Source organism: Serratia sp. MMO-28, assembly GCF_037199905.1.
GTDB classification, from domain to species: domain Bacteria; phylum Pseudomonadota; class Gammaproteobacteria; order Enterobacterales; family Enterobacteriaceae; genus Chania; species Chania oryzae.
Window position 1 is genome coordinate 1 of the sequence record NZ_JBBCVB010000037.1, and the last position, 16605, is coordinate 16605.

General features: G+C 57.7%; 14 protein-coding genes. All 14 read left to right on the forward strand.

Annotated elements, in window-relative coordinates; all coding sequences use genetic code 11:
- Positions 1-10 precede the first annotated feature (10 nt).
- The 14 genes from WG891_RS23600 (at position 11) to WG891_RS23660 (ending at position 16574) form a co-directional block, all read left to right on the forward strand.
- Positions 11-112, forward strand: a complete 102-nt coding sequence (locus tag WG891_RS23600; RefSeq protein WP_337262842.1) for an autotransporter outer membrane beta-barrel domain-containing protein — start codon at positions 11-13, stop codon at positions 110-112.
- 191 nt (positions 113-303) lie between these two features.
- Positions 304-546, forward strand: coding sequence for an autoinducer binding domain-containing protein (locus tag WG891_RS27140; RefSeq protein WP_443006297.1), 243 nt, complete (start codon positions 304-306; stop codon positions 544-546).
- 162 nt (positions 547-708) lie between these two features.
- Positions 709-1617 (forward strand): glycine--tRNA ligase subunit alpha, encoded by a 909-nt coding sequence (glyQ, locus tag WG891_RS23605; RefSeq protein WP_076943801.1) that lies wholly within the window; start codon positions 709-711, stop codon positions 1615-1617.
- An 11-nt stretch (positions 1618-1628) separates the two neighbouring features.
- The gene (gene glyS, locus WG891_RS23610) at positions 1629-3698 is read left to right on the forward strand and encodes a glycine--tRNA ligase subunit beta (protein ID WP_337264727.1); all 2070 of its coding nucleotides are present in this window, start codon (positions 1629-1631) and stop codon (positions 3696-3698) included.
- A 402-nt stretch (positions 3699-4100) separates the two neighbouring features.
- Complete coding sequence (locus tag WG891_RS23615) at positions 4101-4820, forward strand: FadR/GntR family transcriptional regulator (protein ID WP_337264728.1); 720 nt, start codon at positions 4101-4103, stop codon at positions 4818-4820.
- Positions 4817-5824 carry an ABC transporter ATP-binding protein gene (locus WG891_RS23620; RefSeq protein ID WP_076943797.1) on the forward strand — a complete coding sequence of 336 codons (1008 nt, stop codon included), beginning with the start codon at positions 4817-4819 and terminating at the stop codon, positions 5822-5824. Before WG891_RS23615 ends, WG891_RS23620 begins: the two co-directional genes overlap by 4 nt.
- Complete coding sequence (locus WG891_RS23625) at positions 5821-6903, forward strand: ABC transporter ATP-binding protein (protein WP_337264729.1); 1083 nt, start codon at positions 5821-5823, stop codon at positions 6901-6903. The genes WG891_RS23620 and WG891_RS23625 overlap by 4 nt, the downstream gene beginning before the upstream one ends.
- A 4-nt stretch (positions 6904-6907) precedes the next feature.
- Positions 6908-8425, forward strand: coding sequence for an ABC transporter substrate-binding protein (locus WG891_RS23630; RefSeq protein ID WP_337264730.1), 1518 nt, complete (start codon positions 6908-6910; stop codon positions 8423-8425).
- Between the two features lie 20 nt (positions 8426-8445).
- Positions 8446-9387, forward strand: coding sequence for an ABC transporter permease (locus tag WG891_RS23635; protein ID WP_337264731.1), 942 nt, complete (start codon positions 8446-8448; stop codon positions 9385-9387).
- Positions 9388-9389: 2 nt separating this feature from the next.
- Positions 9390-10271, forward strand: a complete 882-nt coding sequence (locus WG891_RS23640; protein WP_337264732.1) for an ABC transporter permease — start codon at positions 9390-9392, stop codon at positions 10269-10271.
- A 15-nt stretch (positions 10272-10286) separates the two neighbouring features.
- Positions 10287-11888 carry a gamma-glutamyltransferase family protein gene (locus WG891_RS23645; RefSeq protein ID WP_337264733.1) on the forward strand — a complete coding sequence of 534 codons (1602 nt, stop codon included), beginning with the start codon at positions 10287-10289 and terminating at the stop codon, positions 11886-11888.
- 259 nt (positions 11889-12147) lie between these two features.
- Positions 12148-12867 carry a DUF3053 domain-containing protein gene (locus tag WG891_RS23650; RefSeq protein WP_337264734.1) on the forward strand — a complete coding sequence of 240 codons (720 nt, stop codon included), beginning with the start codon at positions 12148-12150 and terminating at the stop codon, positions 12865-12867.
- A 569-nt stretch (positions 12868-13436) separates the two neighbouring features.
- On the forward strand, positions 13437-15356 hold the full coding sequence (locus WG891_RS23655) for a PTS mannitol transporter subunit IICBA (protein WP_337264735.1): 1920 nt from the start codon (positions 13437-13439) through the stop codon (positions 15354-15356).
- Between the two features lie 63 nt (positions 15357-15419).
- Positions 15420-16574, forward strand: coding sequence for a mannitol-1-phosphate 5-dehydrogenase (locus tag WG891_RS23660; RefSeq protein ID WP_076943785.1), 1155 nt, complete (start codon positions 15420-15422; stop codon positions 16572-16574).
- The last annotated feature ends 31 nt before the right edge of the window (positions 16575-16605 follow it).

The window sequence follows — 16605 nt, forward strand, 5'->3', positions numbered from 1 at the left end:
GGAAGGCAAGCTGAACAACAACCTGAGCCTGTGGGGCAACCTGACGCAGCAGATAGGGCAGAAAGGCTATGATGACAAGGCGGCGATGCTGGGGGTGAAATACAGCTTCTAGGGGCCATACGAGGAGAATAAAATGCGGGCTGCCTGAGCGGGCAGCCCGTATCGTAGAGCTTGTGGCACGGCTACGGAGATCGTAGTGCTGATGAACTACGGTGCGGAACCCTTGCCGTTGGGTCCAGGGTAGGCACTGGTTTATGTTCGGCAGATGTATCACGTTCTAACTCCTCCCACTTTTATCAGCCAGTGTCTGATTTATTTTTCAATAATGACTTTATTAATGCCACCATAAAGAACTATTTAGAAAGAAAGCTGACTGAGTATAAAAACATAAATTTCGTCTATGCCATAATGAATAAAAGAAACCCTGCGAATCTTGCCGTGATTTCTAATAAAGAAGAATGGTTTGACGTTTATAAAGCAAACAACTATCAGTTTATCGATCCGGTTCTTATCGCTCCATCAGGCTGGGGACGGAGTTACAACTGATCAGGCCGGTGCTCCCGGATGCCGGCTCCTAAAGCGGCCTGATCCCGCCGCCGCTTGATCAATGATTCACACTTGTTGCGGGATTCGGGCTGTATATCTTACGGTCAACGGGTATACTGACGCATTCCATCTAAATCCACTTGTATCGCGTGCGAATTCAACATGCAAAAGTTTGATACCAAGACCTTTCAGGGCCTGATCCTGACACTGCAGGACTATTGGGCGCGCCAAGGCTGCACCATTGTTCAACCACTGGACATGGAAGTCGGCGCGGGAACCTCTCACCCGATGACGTGCCTGCGCGCACTGGGGCCGGAGCCGATGGCTGCTGCCTACGTGCAGCCATCACGCCGCCCGACCGACGGCCGCTACGGGGAAAACCCGAACCGCCTGCAACACTATTACCAATTCCAGGTGGTGATTAAGCCATCGCCGGAAAACATTCAGGAGCTGTACCTGGGCTCGCTGAAAGAGCTGGGTCTGGACCCGACCATTCACGATATCCGCTTCGTAGAAGACAACTGGGAAAACCCGACGCTCGGCGCCTGGGGCCTGGGCTGGGAAGTGTGGCTGAACGGCATGGAAGTGACGCAGTTCACCTACTTCCAGCAGGTCGGCGGCCTGGAGTGCAAACCGGTAACCGGCGAGATCACCTACGGCCTGGAACGCCTGGCGATGTATATCCAGGGCGTGGACAGCGTTTACGATCTGGTGTGGAGCAACGGCCCGTTGGGCATCACCACCTACGGCGATGTGTTCCACCAGAACGAAGTGGAGCAGTCCACCTATAACTTCGAATACGCCGATGTCGATTTCCTGTTCACCTGCTTTGAGCAGTATGAAAAGGAAGCGCAAACCCTGCTGGCGCTGGAGAAACCCCTGCCGCTGCCGGCTTACGAACGTATCCTGAAGGCTGCCCACACCTTCAACCTGCTGGATGCACGCAAGGCGATCTCGGTGACCGAGCGCCAGCGCTATATTCTGCGTATCCGCACGCTGACTAAAGCCGTTGCCGAGGCCTACTACGCTTCCCGTGAAGCGCTGGGCTTCCCAATGTGTCATAAGAAATAACAGAGGCAGCCATGACTCAACAGACTTTCCTGGTGGAAATCGGCACGGAAGAGCTGCCGCCGAAGGCTCTTCGTTCACTGGCAGAAGCGTTTGCCGCCAATTTTACCGCCGAGCTGGATAACGCTGGCCTCGAACACGGTGCCGTGAGCTGGTTCGCCGCGCCGCGCCGCCTGGCGCTGAAAGTGGCCAACCTGAGCGCTGCGCAGGCCGATCGCGAAGTTGAAAAACGCGGCCCGGCGATTGCTCAGGCCTTCGACGCCAGCGGCCAACCGAGCAAAGCGGCCGAAGGCTGGGCGCGCGGTTGCGGGATCACCGTCGATCAGGCGGAACGCCTGGTAACCGACAAAGGCGAATGGCTGCTGTATCGCGCTCATGTGCCGGGCCAGTCTGCGCAGCAACTGCTGGCAGGCATGGTGAGCACCGCGCTGGCCAAATTGCCGATCCCGAAACTGATGCGCTGGGGCGATAAAGAGACCCAGTTCGTGCGCCCGGTGCACACGGTCACCCTGCTGCTGGGGGCGGAGCTGATCCCTGGCACCGTGCTGGGCATTGATTCTGCGCGCACGCTGCGCGGCCACCGCTTTATGGGTGAGCCGGAATTCACCATCGACAACGCCGATCAATACCCGCAGATCCTGCAAGAGCGCGGTAAAGTGATTGCCGATTACGAAGTTCGTAAAGCGCTGATCAAGCGTGACGCCGAGCTGGCAGCACAGAAGATCGGCGGCAAAGCCGATCTGAGCGAAAGCCTGCTGGAAGAAGTGGCCTCGCTGGTGGAATGGCCAGTGGTGCTGACCGCCAAGTTCGAAGAAAAATTCCTGGCGGTACCGGCAGAAGCGCTGGTGTACACCATGAAGGGCGACCAGAAGTATTTCCCAGTGTATGACGCTGCGGGCAAGCTGCTGCCGAACTTTATCTTCGTGGCTAACATCGAATCGAAAGATCCGCAGCAAATCATCTCTGGTAACGAGAAGGTGGTGCGCCCGCGCTTGGCCGATGCCGAGTTCTTCTTCAATACCGATCGCAAAAAACGCCTGGAAGACCACCTGCCGCGTCTGGAAACCGTGCTGTTCCAACAGCAGTTGGGTACCCTGCGCGACAAAACCGACCGCATTCAGGCGCTGGCTGGCTGGATTGCCGGGCAGATTGGCGCGGACGTCAACCATGCCACGCGTGCCGGGCTGCTGTCGAAGTGCGATCTGATGACCAACATGGTGTTCGAATTCACCGACACTCAGGGCGTGATGGGCATGCACTACGCGCGCCACGACGGTGAAGCAGAAGACGTTGCCGTTGCGCTGAACGAACAGTATCAGCCGCGCTTTGCCGGTGACGAACTGCCGCAGTCGCTGGTGGCCTGTTCCTTGGCGATTGCCGACAAGATGGACACCCTGGCCGGTATCTTCGGCATCGGGCAACATCCGAAAGGCGATAAAGACCCGTTTGCTCTGCGCCGCGCCGCGCTGGGCGTGTTGCGTATCATCGTTGAGAAAAACCTGCCGCTGGATCTGCAAACCCTGACCGAAGAGGCCGTGCGCCTGTACGGCAGCAAGCTGACCAACGCCAAGGCGGTGGACGAGGTTGTCGACTTTATGCTGGGCCGTTTCCGCGCCTGGTATCAGGAAGAAGGCCACGCGGTAGACACCATTCAGGCGGTATTGGCGCGTCGCCCAACCAAACCGGCGGATTTTGACGCGCGCGTGAAGGCGGTCACCCACTTCCGCACCTTGGAAGAGGCGGCGGCACTGGCGGCGGCCAACAAGCGTGTCTCTAATATTCTGGCGAAATCCACCGATACTCTGCTGGATCAGGTGCGTGCTTCCGTGCTGAAAGAACCGGCCGAACTCAAGCTGGCGACTCACCTGGTGGTGCTGCGCGACAAGCTGCAACCAGACTTCGCCGCAGGCCGTTATCAGGAAGCGTTGGTGGAACTGGCTGCGTTGCGCGAAACCGTCGATGCCTTCTTTGATGGCGTGATGGTGATGGCAGAAGATGATGCGGTGCGCGTGAACCGCCTGACGCTGCTGAGCAAGCTGCGCGAGCTGTTCCTGCAAGTGGCGGATATTTCGGTGCTGCAGTAATTACCCTGAATTGAAGTATGACGGGTATAACGTATTGTTTAAATGAACCAAAGGCGCCTTATGGCGCCTTTGTTACATCTATTTCTCATGCCATAAAACAGAGCAGCCGCGCACGTTAATGCAGCATCCATGCCCTTGATTGGTGCGCAGTTGGCCGCTTTGCCTCAAGAGCCTCTCTCTTTGCTCTGCTTACTCCTGAATATAATTATCATTTAATTCAATGCATTAACTGGAAATCTACGTTTTCCATCTTGAACCAATAAAAATTGGTTCTTTTCTTGCTTATGTATTAATAACGCATGTTGTGCGATTAATAGCCTTGTGATAACTTAATTTTAACTTATACGTAACAAAAACCTTTTTTAATCTCTTTTTTTGATTAATTTATAGGCGAACCAATAAATGGATGAGATGGCTGGCCATACCGCAAACTCCAGTTCCGCATTGGAAAAACTTCGTCAATTGCTGCAGCAAGACGACATTCAACCCGATCTGGCCCTGCCCACCGAACGCGAGCTGGCGGAACGTTTTGCCGTGGGGCGGCGTGAGATTCGCCGGGCGCTGAACGTGCTGGAAGAGGAAGGGCGGATCTGGCGCAAGCAGGGTAAGGGAACCTTTGTCGGCCCGGCAGCGCCGGTGCAGCCGCTGCAATTACAGGATTTGCCGCAGCAGTCCAACCTGCTGGAGGTGATGGAAGCGAGGATCCAACTGGAGCCAGGTTTGGCGCGTTTAGCGGCACTGCGTGCCAGCAAGGAGCAGATCGCCCTGATGCAGCGCTTATTAGAGCGTATGCATAACATCACGCTGAACGATAGCGATCAACATGAGCTGTGGGACAGCGCCTTTCACCGCGCCATTGCCGAAGCCGCAGGTAACCGCCTGATGCTCAGCCTGTTTGATGCTATTGACGCCGTGCGTCGTGAACCCGCCTGGCAGCATCTGCGCGTGCAGGCGCGCACGCCAGCGCGGCTGGAAAATTATGACCATCACCACGTTCGCTTGGTTCAGCACATTGCGGCGCGCCAGCCGGTGGAGGCCGCGCAGGCGATGCGTGAGCACCTGTTGGCGCTGCAGCAGGCGCTGCTTGAAGCGATCAACCAAGGTGACGAGGAGCTGCCATGAGCCTTTCTTCCGCCAGCGCTCCGGTGCTGCGCCTGCAGGATCTTAACGTTCAGTTCAGCGGTTCACCGGTCACGGTGCTGGATAATATTTCACTCACCGTCCACGCGGGGGAAACGCTGGCACTGGTGGGGGAGTCCGGCTGTGGCAAGAGCATTACCTCGCTGGCGCTGATGGGATTATTGCCCAGCAGCGCTCAGGTCAACGGTGGTGAGATGTATTTCAATCATCACGATCTGCGTCAGTTAAGCCCTCGCGAATACGCCGATCTGCGCGGCAACCAGATGGCGATGATTTTTCAGGAGCCGATGACCTCGCTCAATCCGGCGTTCACGCTCGGCGATCAGCTCAGCGAAGCGGTGATGCGCCATCGTAATTGCAGCCGCCGCGAAGCGATGGATGTGGCGCTGGAGATTTTGGAAAAGGTGCAGATCCCGGCAGCGGAAATGCGCTTGAAATCTTACCCACACCAGCTTTCCGGCGGCATGCGTCAGCGCGTGATGATCGCCATGGCGTTGATCAACCACCCGCAGCTGCTGATTGCCGATGAACCGACCACCGCGCTCGACGTCACTATCCAGGCGCAAATCCTGGTGTTGCTCAACCGGCTGAAGCAGGAAACCGGCACCGCGGTGCTGATGATCACCCACGACTTGGGCGTGGTGGCCGAAGTGGCGCAGCGGGTGGCGGTGATGTACGCCGGGCAGGTGGTGGAAAGCGGCGAAGTGGCAGAGGTGTTTAACGATCCGCAACACCCTTACACCATCGGTTTGATGGGGTCGATCCCCAGCCTCGGTGCCCGCAGCGCCAAGCTGGCGACCATTCCTGGCAACGTGCCGCTGCCGGAACAGATGCCCGCAGGCTGCCGTTTTGCCACCCGTTGCCCGTTTGCCGAAGTACGTTGCCATCAGCAAAAACCGCTGTTGCAAGTGCTGAATCCGCAGCATCAGGTGGCCTGTTTCCGCGCCCCGCTGGAACATTCCGTGGCTCAGGGAGCATCAATATGACAACGCCTATTCTTGCCTGTACCGATTTGAGCAAAACCTTTAGCGGCCCCACGTCGCTGTTTAAACGTAACAAACAGGTAACCGCCGTTGATCGCGTCTCGCTGCAAGTGATGCCCGGCGAAACCTTGGCGATCGTCGGTGAGTCCGGTTCCGGTAAATCGACGCTCGGCCGCCTGCTGCTGCGTCTGCTCGCGGCCAGCCACGGGCAGGTGTTTTATCAGGGGGAAGAGATTACCCACGCCAGCGGCACCCGGCTGAATCAGCTGCGCCGGGAGCTACAGATTATTTTTCAGGATCCGTTTGCTTCGTTGAACCCGCGCATGACGGTAGAAAACATCGTGGGTGAGCCGATCTGGCTGCATGAGTCGCTGTCGAGCCGCGATCGCCAGGAAAAAGTGCATCAACTGCTGCGCACCGTCGGCCTGCCCGCTGCCTGGGCTCAGCGCTATCCGCACGAGTTTTCCGGCGGCCAGCGCCAGCGCATCGGCATTGCCCGCGCGCTGGCCAGTGGCCCCAAACTGCTGCTGGGGGATGAGCCGGTTTCTGCGCTGGATGTGTCGGTGCAGGCGCAGGTGGTTAATCTGCTGGAGAACCTGAAATCACAGTTTGGCCTGACCATGGTGATCGTGGCGCACGGTTTGGCGGTGATCCGCCATATGAGCGATCGCGTGGCGGTGATGTACCTCGGGCAGATCGTCGAACTGGCCAGCGTCGATGAGATTTTCGACGCGCCGCTGCACCCCTATACCCAGGCGCTGATCGCCTGTGCGCCGCAGCTAAAGCCCGGCGTGGAGCGCGACATACCGATGCTGCTGGGCGATTTGCCGAACCCGGCCGCACCGCCCAGCGGATGCCGTTTTCACACCCGTTGCCCGCACGTTCGCGAGGAATGCCGTCAACATGAGCCGATTAATCAGGTTTTAGCAGGGGGGCGCCAGGTGGCTTGCCATCGCTGGCAAGAGATTAATCGCGACCGCAGCGTGATTGAAATTGCCCCACCGTCATCCGCCTTTTTACGCCGCCGCGCGCTGTTTGAGCAGGCAGTTAATCAAAAATCATCAACCCCTATGGAGAAGTGAAGCGATGAAAGGACGTCATATTGTATTGAGTGCGCTCGGTGGCCTGCTGCTGACAGGAGCCTGCGTTCAGGCACAGGCAGAAAGCACGATACGTATTGGCTTAGGGGCCGATCCAGACATGCTGGATCCGCACCTGGCGCGCACCTACTATGGCCGCTTCGTGTTTGCGGCGATGTGCGACCGGCTGGTGGATATTGATGAAAACCTGAAGATTGTGCCGGGGTTGGCCACCGACTGGGCGTGGAGCGATGAGGGCAAGACCCTCACCATGAATCTGCGCCAAGGGGTCACTTTCCACGATGGGGAAAAATTCGACGCCCAGGCGGTGAAATTCAATCTCGAACGGGCATTAACCCTGCCGGGATCGCTGCGCAAAAGCGAAATCTCTTCCATTGAGTCCATCGAGGTGAGCGGGCCTTATCAGGTGGTGTTGCACCTGAAAACCGCCGACGCGGCGCTGCTCAGCCAATTTACCGATCGTGCTGGAGCGATGTTGGCACCGAAAGCCGCTGCCAAAGCGGATTTCACTGCCCACCCGGTGTGTTCCGGTCCGTACCAGTTTGACAGCCGCGTGCAGCAGGATCGCATCGTACTCAAGCGCTTCGAAAACTACTGGAACAAGTCTGCCTACCACTTCGATAAGGTGGTGTTCCTGCCCATCCCCGACGCCTCGGTGCGCTTAGCGAATCTGCGCTCTGGCGATCTCGATCTGACGGAAGGGATTGCCGCCAGCGATGTGAAAACCGTGGAAGCCGATCCCAAACTGAGCCTGGCCAAGGTGACCGGCCTGGGTTATCAGGGCATTACTTTCAATATTGGCAATGGCAAAGTCGACCCTAACAATCTGTTCGCCAAAGATGCGCGGGTGCGCGAAGCCTTCTCGCTGGCGATCGATCGCGATGCGCTGAATCAGGTGGCGTTTGAAGGGCTGTTTACCCCGGCCAATCAGGGAATTTCCACCGTCAGCCCTTACCACGTCAACATGCCGATTGCGCCACGCGATGTTGAGAAGGCCAAAGCCTTGCTGGCTGCGGCGGGGGTAAAGACGCCGCTCGACGTGACGCTGCTGGTAACCAATAACCCGGCTTCACAGCAGGTGGGCCAGGTGCTTCAGGCGATGGTGGGCGAGGCTGGTTTTAACCTCAACCTGCAGATGAATGAGTTCGCTACCTTGCTCGATCGTCAACAGCGCGGCGAATACCAGCTCAGCCTGTCAGGCTGGTCCGGGCGGCCGGATCCCGATGGCAGCATTTTCTCGTTTGTTCACAGCAAAGGCACGCTTAACGACGGTGGCTACAGCAATCCGCAGGTCGATGAATGGCTGACGCAGGCGCGCCAGACCAACGATCCGGCGGCGCGCCAGGCGCTGTATGACAAAGTGGTGAAGCAGTTGAATATCGATATGCCGATTGCCTACCTCTATTTTGAACCGCGCATCTTTGGCCTGAATAAAAAGCTGGAAGGCTTTAAGGCCTGGCCGGACGGCCTGGTGCGCCTTGCCGACGTGAAAATGGCGCCCTGAAGGCAAGCGGAGAAGCACTGATGGTTGAATTGATCTGCAAACGCCTGCTGCTGGCCATCCCCACGCTGCTGCTGGTGAGCATTATGGTGTTCTCGCTGCAAAAGCTGCTGCCCGGTGACCCGGTGTTAGCCATGGCGGGCGAAGAGCGCGATCCGGAGGTAATTGCGCAACTGCGCGAGGAATATCACCTCAACGATCCGATCCCGGCACAGTATTTTTACTGGGTAAGCAACGCGCTGCGCGGTGATTTAGGGATTTCACTGCGCACCAAAGAGCCGGTTACGCAGCTGATTATCAGCAAACTGCCGGTCACGCTGGAGCTGTCGCTGTTGGCGATGATTGTGGCGCTGTTGGTGGGGATCGGCATGGGGATTATTGCGGCGGTGCGTAAGGGCAGTTGGGTCGATCACACCACCAACTTTGTGGCACTTTCGGGGATTTCGGTGCCGCATTTCTGGCTGGGGATATTACTGATTCTGCTGTTTTCGGTGCATTTACAGTGGTTTCCCGCCTCTGGCTATGTGCCGCTCAGTGAGAGCATTCCGCAGAATCTCAAAACGCTGCTGCTGCCTGCGCTGGTGCTGGGCACCGGCTTGGCAGCCACGCTGATGCGCCATACCCGCGCTTCGATGATTACCGTCCTGAAGGCCGACTATATCCGCACCGCGCGGGCTAAAGGGCTGTTGCCGCTACGGGTGATCCTCAAACACGCCTTTCGCAACGCGCTGGTGCCGATCGTCACCCTGACCACGCTGCTGTTTGGCGAACTGCTGGGGGGCGCGGTGCTGACCGAACAGGTATTCACGCTGCCCGGTTTTGGCAAGATGATTGTCGATTCGGTGTTTAACCGTGATTACGCGGTGGTGCAGGGCGTGGTGCTGGTAGTGGCGATCGGTTTCCTGCTGCTGAACCTGTTGGCGGACGTGCTCTACGTGCTGATTAACCCGAAAATGCGAGGCTGACCATGAGTGACGTTTTGGTTTCTGGGGCGGTCACGGCCGCGCCGCTGCGCGCGCCGAAAAATCGGGTGCTGAAAAAGTTTCTCGCCAATAAAAGCGCGATGATAGGGGCGGCGATCGTGCTGCTGTTTGTGGCGCTGGCGCTGCTGGCACCCTGGCTGGCCCCGTTCGACCCGGTGAAAGCCAACTTTCTGGCGGTGCGTAAGCCACCGTCGGAGCTGTACTGGCTCGGCACCGACGAACTGGGGCGGGATATCTTATCTCGTCTTATCTGGGGGGCGCGCACTTCGCTGCTGGCGGGCTGTGTTTCGGTGCTGATTGCCATCGTGATTGGCGTGCCGCTCGGCCTGATTGCCGGTTACTGGCAGGGAATTTGGGACGGCGTGATTTCACGCGTTATCGAGGCGCTGCTGGCTTGCCCGTTCCTGATCCTGGCGATTGCGCTGGGGGCCTTTCTCGGCCCGAGCCTAGGCAATGCGATGATCGCCATTGGCCTGTCGGCGATGCCGATTTTCGCCCGACTGACCCGTGGCCAAGTGTTGGCGATCCGCCATGAGGAGTATATCGACGGCGCGCGCGCCATCGGCCTGCCGGACCGCTGGATTGTGCTGCGCTATGTGTTGCCCAACGTGATGTCGCCGATCCTGGTGCAGGCCACGCTGGCGATTGCCGCCGCGATTATTACCGAAGCCAGTCTGTCGTTTCTCGGGCTGGGCCAGCAGCCGCCTAATCCTTCGTGGGGGGCGATGCTGAATACGGCAAAAGGTTATCTGGAACAGGCGCCCTGGATGTCGATTTTCCCAGGGATCGCCATTTTTCTCACCGTGCAGGGCTTCAATTTGCTGGGTGACGGGCTGCGTGACGCGCTCGATCCGCGTAACGACTGACAAAAAGGAAGAGTGATGAGTGGAGAATGGGATTTTAGCCAGGGTTATCCATCCTGGCGCGTGCCGATGATGGGAGCCAATGCGGTAGCCACCTCGCAGCCGCTGGCGGCGCAGGCCGGGTTGCGTATGCTGCAGCAAGGCGGCAATGCGGTGGATGCGGCGATCGCCACCGCCATCGCCTTAACCGTAGTGGAACCTACCGGTTGCGGTATCGGCAGCGATGCGTTTGCCATCGTTTGGGACGGCAAAAAGCTGCATGGGTTAAATGCGTCCGGCCGTGCGCCGGGTGCCTGGTCGCCAGAAACCTTTGCCGGGCGGCAGGCGATGCCGGAGCTGGGTTGGGATGCGGTAACGGTGCCGGGTGCGGTTTCCGCCTGGGTGGCGTTGGCGGAACGCTTCGCGACTCTGCCGCTCACCACGCTGGCGCAGCCAGCCATCGATTACGCGCGTAACGGTTTCCCGGTTTCTCCGTTGATCGGTGCGCTGTGGCAGCGGGGCTACAGCAAGCTGCGCGATCAGCCGGGTTTTAGCGCCTGCTTTGCGCCTAACGGCCAGCCGCCGCGCGCCGGTGAGCCGTTCCGTAACCCCGATCAGGCTACTTCGCTGGAAAAAATTGCCGCTACTCGGGGCGAGGCGTTTTACCGTGGCGAATTGGCGGAAAGAATGGTGGCGTTTGCCCGCGAGCATAACGCGGCGCTGAGTATGGACGATCTGAGAAATCATCGGGCCGATTGGGTTGAGCTGATTTCGCGCCCGTTTGCCGGTGGCTCGGTGCATGAGTTGCCGCCTAACGGCCAAGGGATCGCCACGCTGATTGCGTTGGGCATTCTTGAACAGTGGGATATCGGCCGCTATCAGCCGGATTCCGTGGCGTGGCTGCATTTGTCGATCGAGGCCATGAAGCTGGCGCTGGCCGATCTGGATCGCTATGTGGCCGACGAAGAACACATGGAATTCCCTGCCGAGCGTTTGCTGAGCGACAGCTACCTGAAAACGCGTGCGGCGCTGATCGATCCGCAAAAAGCCGGTGACTTCACCTTCGGCGCGCCGACGCAGAGCGGCACGGTGTATCTTTCTACCGCCGATGCGAACGGCATGATGGTGTCGTTTATTCAGTCGAACTACATGGGCTTTGGTTCAGGCGTGGTGGTGCCGGGCACCGGTATCAGCCTGCAAAACCGTGGCGCCGGTTTTTCCTTGGATAAACAACACCCGAACGTGGTGGCGGGCAACAAGCGCCCGTTCCATACCATTATTCCGGCGTTCGCCCTGGATGGCCATGGGCAGCCGCTGATGTCGTTCGGCGTGATGGGCGGGCCGATGCAGGCGCAGGGGCACTTGCAGATGGCGCTGCGTATTATGCTGCATAAGCAGAACCCGCAGGCGGCGATCGACGCACCGCGCTGGCGGATCGTCGCCGGGCGTGAGGTGATCGTCGAGCCTTCGATGGATCGTAATACGCTGGCGGCGCTGCGGGCCATGGGCCATAACGTGGTGCTGGAAGATCCGCTGCAGACCTACAGCTTCGGCGGGGCGCAGGCGATTATCCGCGATCCGCAGGGGTTCTATATTGCGGCCACCGAAAGCCGTAAAGACGGGCAGGCGCTGGTGTTTTAGCAGTTATCAGGGCCGGAGAGATCTGGCCCTGTTTCATCTTCATCGCAACATCCTTTTATCCGCCGTTGCCCATTAAAACGATGCTTTTAGCGCCTGAATGTGCCCAGAAAGCCGAATCGCGTATCGCATCGCATTCAGTTGATCTATTCTTATAGCCCCCTGAAGAATTTGCGGTTAGCGACGATAAGGTGGGGCGCAGGGAAAGCAGTAACAGGTATGGAGTCTATATAGGTACGTTTATCAACAGGAGTTATGTCACATGGCGGTAGGGATCCAGAGCAGAGGTTTCGCGCGTTGGTTGGCACCGGTGTTGGCATTGTTGGTGGTTATGCAACTGACCGCCTGCGGCGATAAAGAGCCAGAGCAGCGCAAGGCATTCGTTGATTACTTGCAGAATACGGTTATGCGCAGCGGCGTGAGCATCCCGACGTTGAGCGAAGATCAGAAACAGAAATTCGGTAACTATGCCGGTGATTACGCCATTTTGGTCGGTTTTTCCCAGCAGTTGTCGAAGTCGGTTGAAGCGAGCCTGACTCCGGTGCTGGATCAGATTAACCAGATCCACACCGCGCAGGATTACATGATCAAGCGCGATACCCTGAAGCAGTCGACAGGGGCGCTGAATCTGCTGGGGCAGCAGATTCAGTCGGCGAAGTCGCAGGCGGATAGCGCGCGTGCGGCATTGAAACAGCCGGACGATCTGAAAGCGGTTTACGGCCAGGTGTATGACAAGATTGTCACCGCACCGGCCAATGCCTTGATGCCAGCCATTCCAACCACCACCAGCTTTGTGCAGGATCTGGTGCAGGTCGGCGATTTCCTCCAGGCGCAGGGTAATCAGGTCAGTTTCAACAATGGTGGCGTGCAGTTCCGTACCCAGCAGCAGGCAACGGAGTACAACAGCATGATGGCGAGCCTGGTGGCCAAGCAGCCCGATTTTCTGAATGCACAAAAAGCCGTGCAGGCGGTAATGCATTAAGGCATAAACGACGCTGTAACTTGAGCGATGCAGGTGGGGCCAAGCAGATTGGCCCCCCGGCCTTTATCCTGTGTTGTTCTCATCACTTGCCACACTGCCACTCAGTACTACACTTCAACTAGGTGGAATACCACCGATTCATCACTTCTTTTAATGTAGTTTTCTTTCATGCGCTCCACGGTTAACGGCTGGCGGAGTGCATGCCCACAGGGAAGATGCGCTTTCTGGTTATGCCTTGGTTAGCGTATGTAAAATAAATTGTGATTAATGTCACAATTTAAGAACAAATACCCGAAGATAAAGTGTGATTTATATCTCGTTTTTACTGTGTTTTGTGCGATTAACAACCTGCTGTGCTTTTTTTACACTGGATAAATGTGACTTAAATCACGATAAATGCCCAGTTGTTGGGGTGCTATTTGTGATATGTGTCACAATTTTTCCGGGAGGTTCGCGCAGTAAAAAGAGCGTGGTAGAGTCCGTTTCGCAGACAGCATCAACATGGCTGGAACGTTACAACAATTATCACGCGCTCTTATTGTCAGCGCGTAACAATAGGGGTGTGTTTTATGTTTTCACCAGATATCAAGGTTAAAGTGCAAAACTTTGGCCGCTTCCTGAGTAATATGGTGATGCCCAACATTGGCGCATTCATCGCCTGGGGTATCATCACCGCGCTATTCATTCCTACCGGCTGGTTACCTAACGAAACGCTAGCCAAGCTGGTCGGCCCAATGATCACCTATCTGCTGCCACTGCTGATCGGCTACACCGGCGGTAAGCTGGTGGGCGGCGAGCGTGGTGGTGTGGTGGGGGCGATCACCACCATGGGGGTGATCGTCGGGGCCGATATGCCGATGTTCCTCGGTGCGATGATTGTTGGTCCGCTGGGCGGCTGGGCGATCAAACATTTTGACCGCTGGGTAGACGGCAAGATCAAAAGCGGCTTCGAGATGCTGGTGAACAACTTCTCCGCCGGTATCATCGGTATGCTGCTGGCGATCCTCGCCTTCCTCGCCATTGGCCCGTTGGTCGAAGCTCTGTCCAAGATTCTGTCGGCTGGCGTGCATATCATGGTGGTTAACAACCTGCTGCCATTGACCTCGATCTTCGTCGAACCAGCGAAAATCCTGTTCCTGAACAACGCCATCAACCACGGCATCTTCTCGCCGCTGGGCATCCAGCAGGCAACCGAAGCCGGTAAGTCGATCTTCTTCCTGATCGAAGCCAACCCAGGCCCAGGTATGGGCGTGCTGATGGCCTACCTGTTCTTCGGCCGCGGCAGCGCCAAGCAGTCTGCGGGCGGTGCGGCGATCATCCACTTCCTGGGCGGTATTCACGAGATTTACTTCCCCTATGTGCTGATGAACCCACGTCTGCTCCTGGCGGTTATTCTGGGCGGCATGACCGGTGTGTTCACCCTGACCGTGCTGAACGGCGGCCTGGTGTCCCCAGCGTCTCCCGGTTCTATCCTGGCGGTATTGGCCATGACGCCAAAAGGTGCCTACTTTGCCAACCTGACGGCGATCTTCGCGGCCTTCCTGGTTTCCTTCGTGGTTTCTTCTTTCCTGCTGAAAACGTCAAAAGTGAAAGAAGAAGACGATCTGGAAGAAGCAACCCGTCGTATGCAGGACATGAAAGCTCAGTCCAAAGGTGGCCAGGCGGCGGTTAACGCTGCGGTAGATGGCGATCTGAGCACCGTGCGTAAAATCATCGTGGCTTGCGACGCCGGTATGGGTTCCAGCGCCATGGGGGCCGGTGTGCTGCGTAAGAAAGTGGCAGACGCCGGGTTGAAACAGATCTCCGTGACCAACTGCGCGATTAACAGCCTGCCGGACGATGTGGATCTGGTGATTACCCACCGCGATCTCACCGAGCGTGCGATGCGCCATGCGCCGCAGGCCCAGCACATCTCGCTGACCAACTTCCTTGACAGCCAGCTGTATAACGATTTGACCGCGCGTTTGGTGGCGGCAAACAAAACCAGCGAAACCGAGCAGAAAGTGATCGCCACGTTGGACGACAGCTTTGAAGCCAGCGAACAGAACCTGTTCAAACTGAGCGAAAGCAACGTGTTCCTCAATCTGCATGCGACCGACAAAGAGCAGGCAATCCGCTTTGCGGGTGAGCAACTGGTGAAAGGCGGCTACGTGGAGCCTGAGTATGTTCCGGCGATGCTGGAGCGTGAGAAGCTGACTTCCACCTACCTGGGCGAGTCGATTGCCGTGCCGCATGGCACCATCGAAGCCAAAGACCGCGTGCTGCGCACCGGCGTGGTGTTCTGCCAGTATCCGCACGGCGTGCGCTTCGGTGACGAAGAAGATGAAGTGGCGCGCCTGGTGATTGGTATCGCCGCCCGCAATAACGAGCATATCCAGGTGATCACCAGTCTGACCAATGCACTGGATGACGAAAGCGTGATTGAGCGGCTGGCGAACACCACTAGCGTGCAGGAAGTGCTGGATCTGCTTGGCGGCAAGAAAGCCTGATAAAACAGAATCATTTTAAAGGGTGCAGCTTGCTGCACCCTTCTACATTAATAAGGTAGGACTATGAAAGCATTACACTTCGGAGCCGGGAATATCGGCCGTGGTTTTATCGGCAAACTGCTCGCCGATGCACATGCCGAACTGACTTTTGCTGACGTTAACCAGACGGTGCTGGATGAGCTGAACAAACGCAAAAGCTACCAGGTGCATGTGGTGGGTGAGCAGGCGCGGGTTGAGAACGTGAACAACGTCAGCGCCGTCAACAGCGGCAGCGAAGAGGTGGTGGCGTTGATCGCGACTGCGGATATCGTGACCACCGCCGTGGGCCCGCAGATCCTGGCGAGGATCGCCGGGACGATCGCCAAAGGGCTGGTTAAACGCCATCAGCAAGGGAATACCCAGCCGCTGAACATCATCGCCTGCGAGAACATGGTGCGCGGCACCAGCCAACTGAAGCAGCACGTGTTCGATGCGCTGCCGCAGGATGAGCAGGCCTGGGTTGAGCAGCATGTCGGCTTTGTCGATTCCGCCGTAGACCGCATCGTGCCGCCTGCAGAAGCGGGCAGCAACGATCCGCTGGAAGTCACGGTTGAAACCTTCAGCGAATGGATTGTCGATCAAACCCAGTTTAAGGGCCAGCCGCCGGCAATTGCTGGCATGGAACTGACCGACAACCTGATGGCGTTCGTTGAGCGTAAGCTGTTTACCCTCAACACCGGCCATGCGATCACCGCTTATCTTGGCCAGCAGGCTAACTTACTGACCATCCGCGATGCCATCCTCGATCCGGCGATTCGCCAGACCGTGAAAGGTGCGATGGAAGAGAGCGGTGCGGTGCTGATCAAGCGTTACGGTTTTGAGGCCGACAAGCATGCGGCGTACATCAACAAAATCCTGTCACGCTTTGAAAACCCGTACTTGCACGATGACGTAGAGCGCGTTGGCCGCCAGCCGCTGCGTAAGCTGAGCGCGGGCGATCGCCTGATCAAACCGCTGTTGGGCACGCTGGAATACGGCCTGCCGCACGCCAATCTGATCCAGGGCATTGCTGCCGCCATGAGCTATCGCAGTGAGCAAGATCCGCAGGCCAAAGAGCTGGTGGAACTGCTGGCAACGCTCGGGCCACAGGCCGCGCTGGCGCAAATCTCCGGTTTACCGGCTGACAGTGCCGTAGTGAGCGAAGCGGTCGCTGCCTATAACGCCATGCAGCAGCGCTAAGCAGGTTGGGCATGTGCCCCCCCTCTCCCTG

Excerpts from the sequence above, each read along its gene's own strand:
- WG891_RS23660 (WP_076943785.1), top strand. The coding sequence starts at position 15,420 with ATGAAAGCATTACACTTCGGAGCCGGGAATATCGGCCGTGGTTTTATC.
- WG891_RS23620 (WP_076943797.1), top strand. The coding sequence starts at position 4,817 with ATGAGCCTTTCTTCCGCCAGCGCTCCGGTGCTGCGCCTGCAGGATCTT.
- WG891_RS23640 (WP_337264732.1), top strand. The coding sequence starts at position 9,390 with ATGAGTGACGTTTTGGTTTCTGGGGCGGTCACGGCCGCGCCGCTGCGC.
- WG891_RS23655 (WP_337264735.1), top strand. The coding sequence starts at position 13,437 with ATGTTTTCACCAGATATCAAGGTTAAAGTGCAAAACTTTGGCCGCTTC.
- WG891_RS23615 (WP_337264728.1), top strand. The coding sequence starts at position 4,101 with ATGGATGAGATGGCTGGCCATACCGCAAACTCCAGTTCCGCATTGGAA.
- WG891_RS23625 (WP_337264729.1), top strand. The coding sequence starts at position 5,821 with ATGACAACGCCTATTCTTGCCTGTACCGATTTGAGCAAAACCTTTAGC.
- WG891_RS23650 (WP_337264734.1), top strand. The coding sequence starts at position 12,148 with ATGGCGGTAGGGATCCAGAGCAGAGGTTTCGCGCGTTGGTTGGCACCG.
- WG891_RS23635 (WP_337264731.1), top strand. The coding sequence starts at position 8,446 with ATGGTTGAATTGATCTGCAAACGCCTGCTGCTGGCCATCCCCACGCTG.
- WG891_RS23630 (WP_337264730.1), top strand. The coding sequence starts at position 6,908 with ATGAAAGGACGTCATATTGTATTGAGTGCGCTCGGTGGCCTGCTGCTG.
- glyS (WP_337264727.1), top strand. The coding sequence starts at position 1,629 with ATGACTCAACAGACTTTCCTGGTGGAAATCGGCACGGAAGAGCTGCCG.
- WG891_RS23645 (WP_337264733.1), top strand. The coding sequence starts at position 10,287 with ATGAGTGGAGAATGGGATTTTAGCCAGGGTTATCCATCCTGGCGCGTG.
- glyQ (WP_076943801.1), top strand. The coding sequence starts at position 709 with ATGCAAAAGTTTGATACCAAGACCTTTCAGGGCCTGATCCTGACACTG.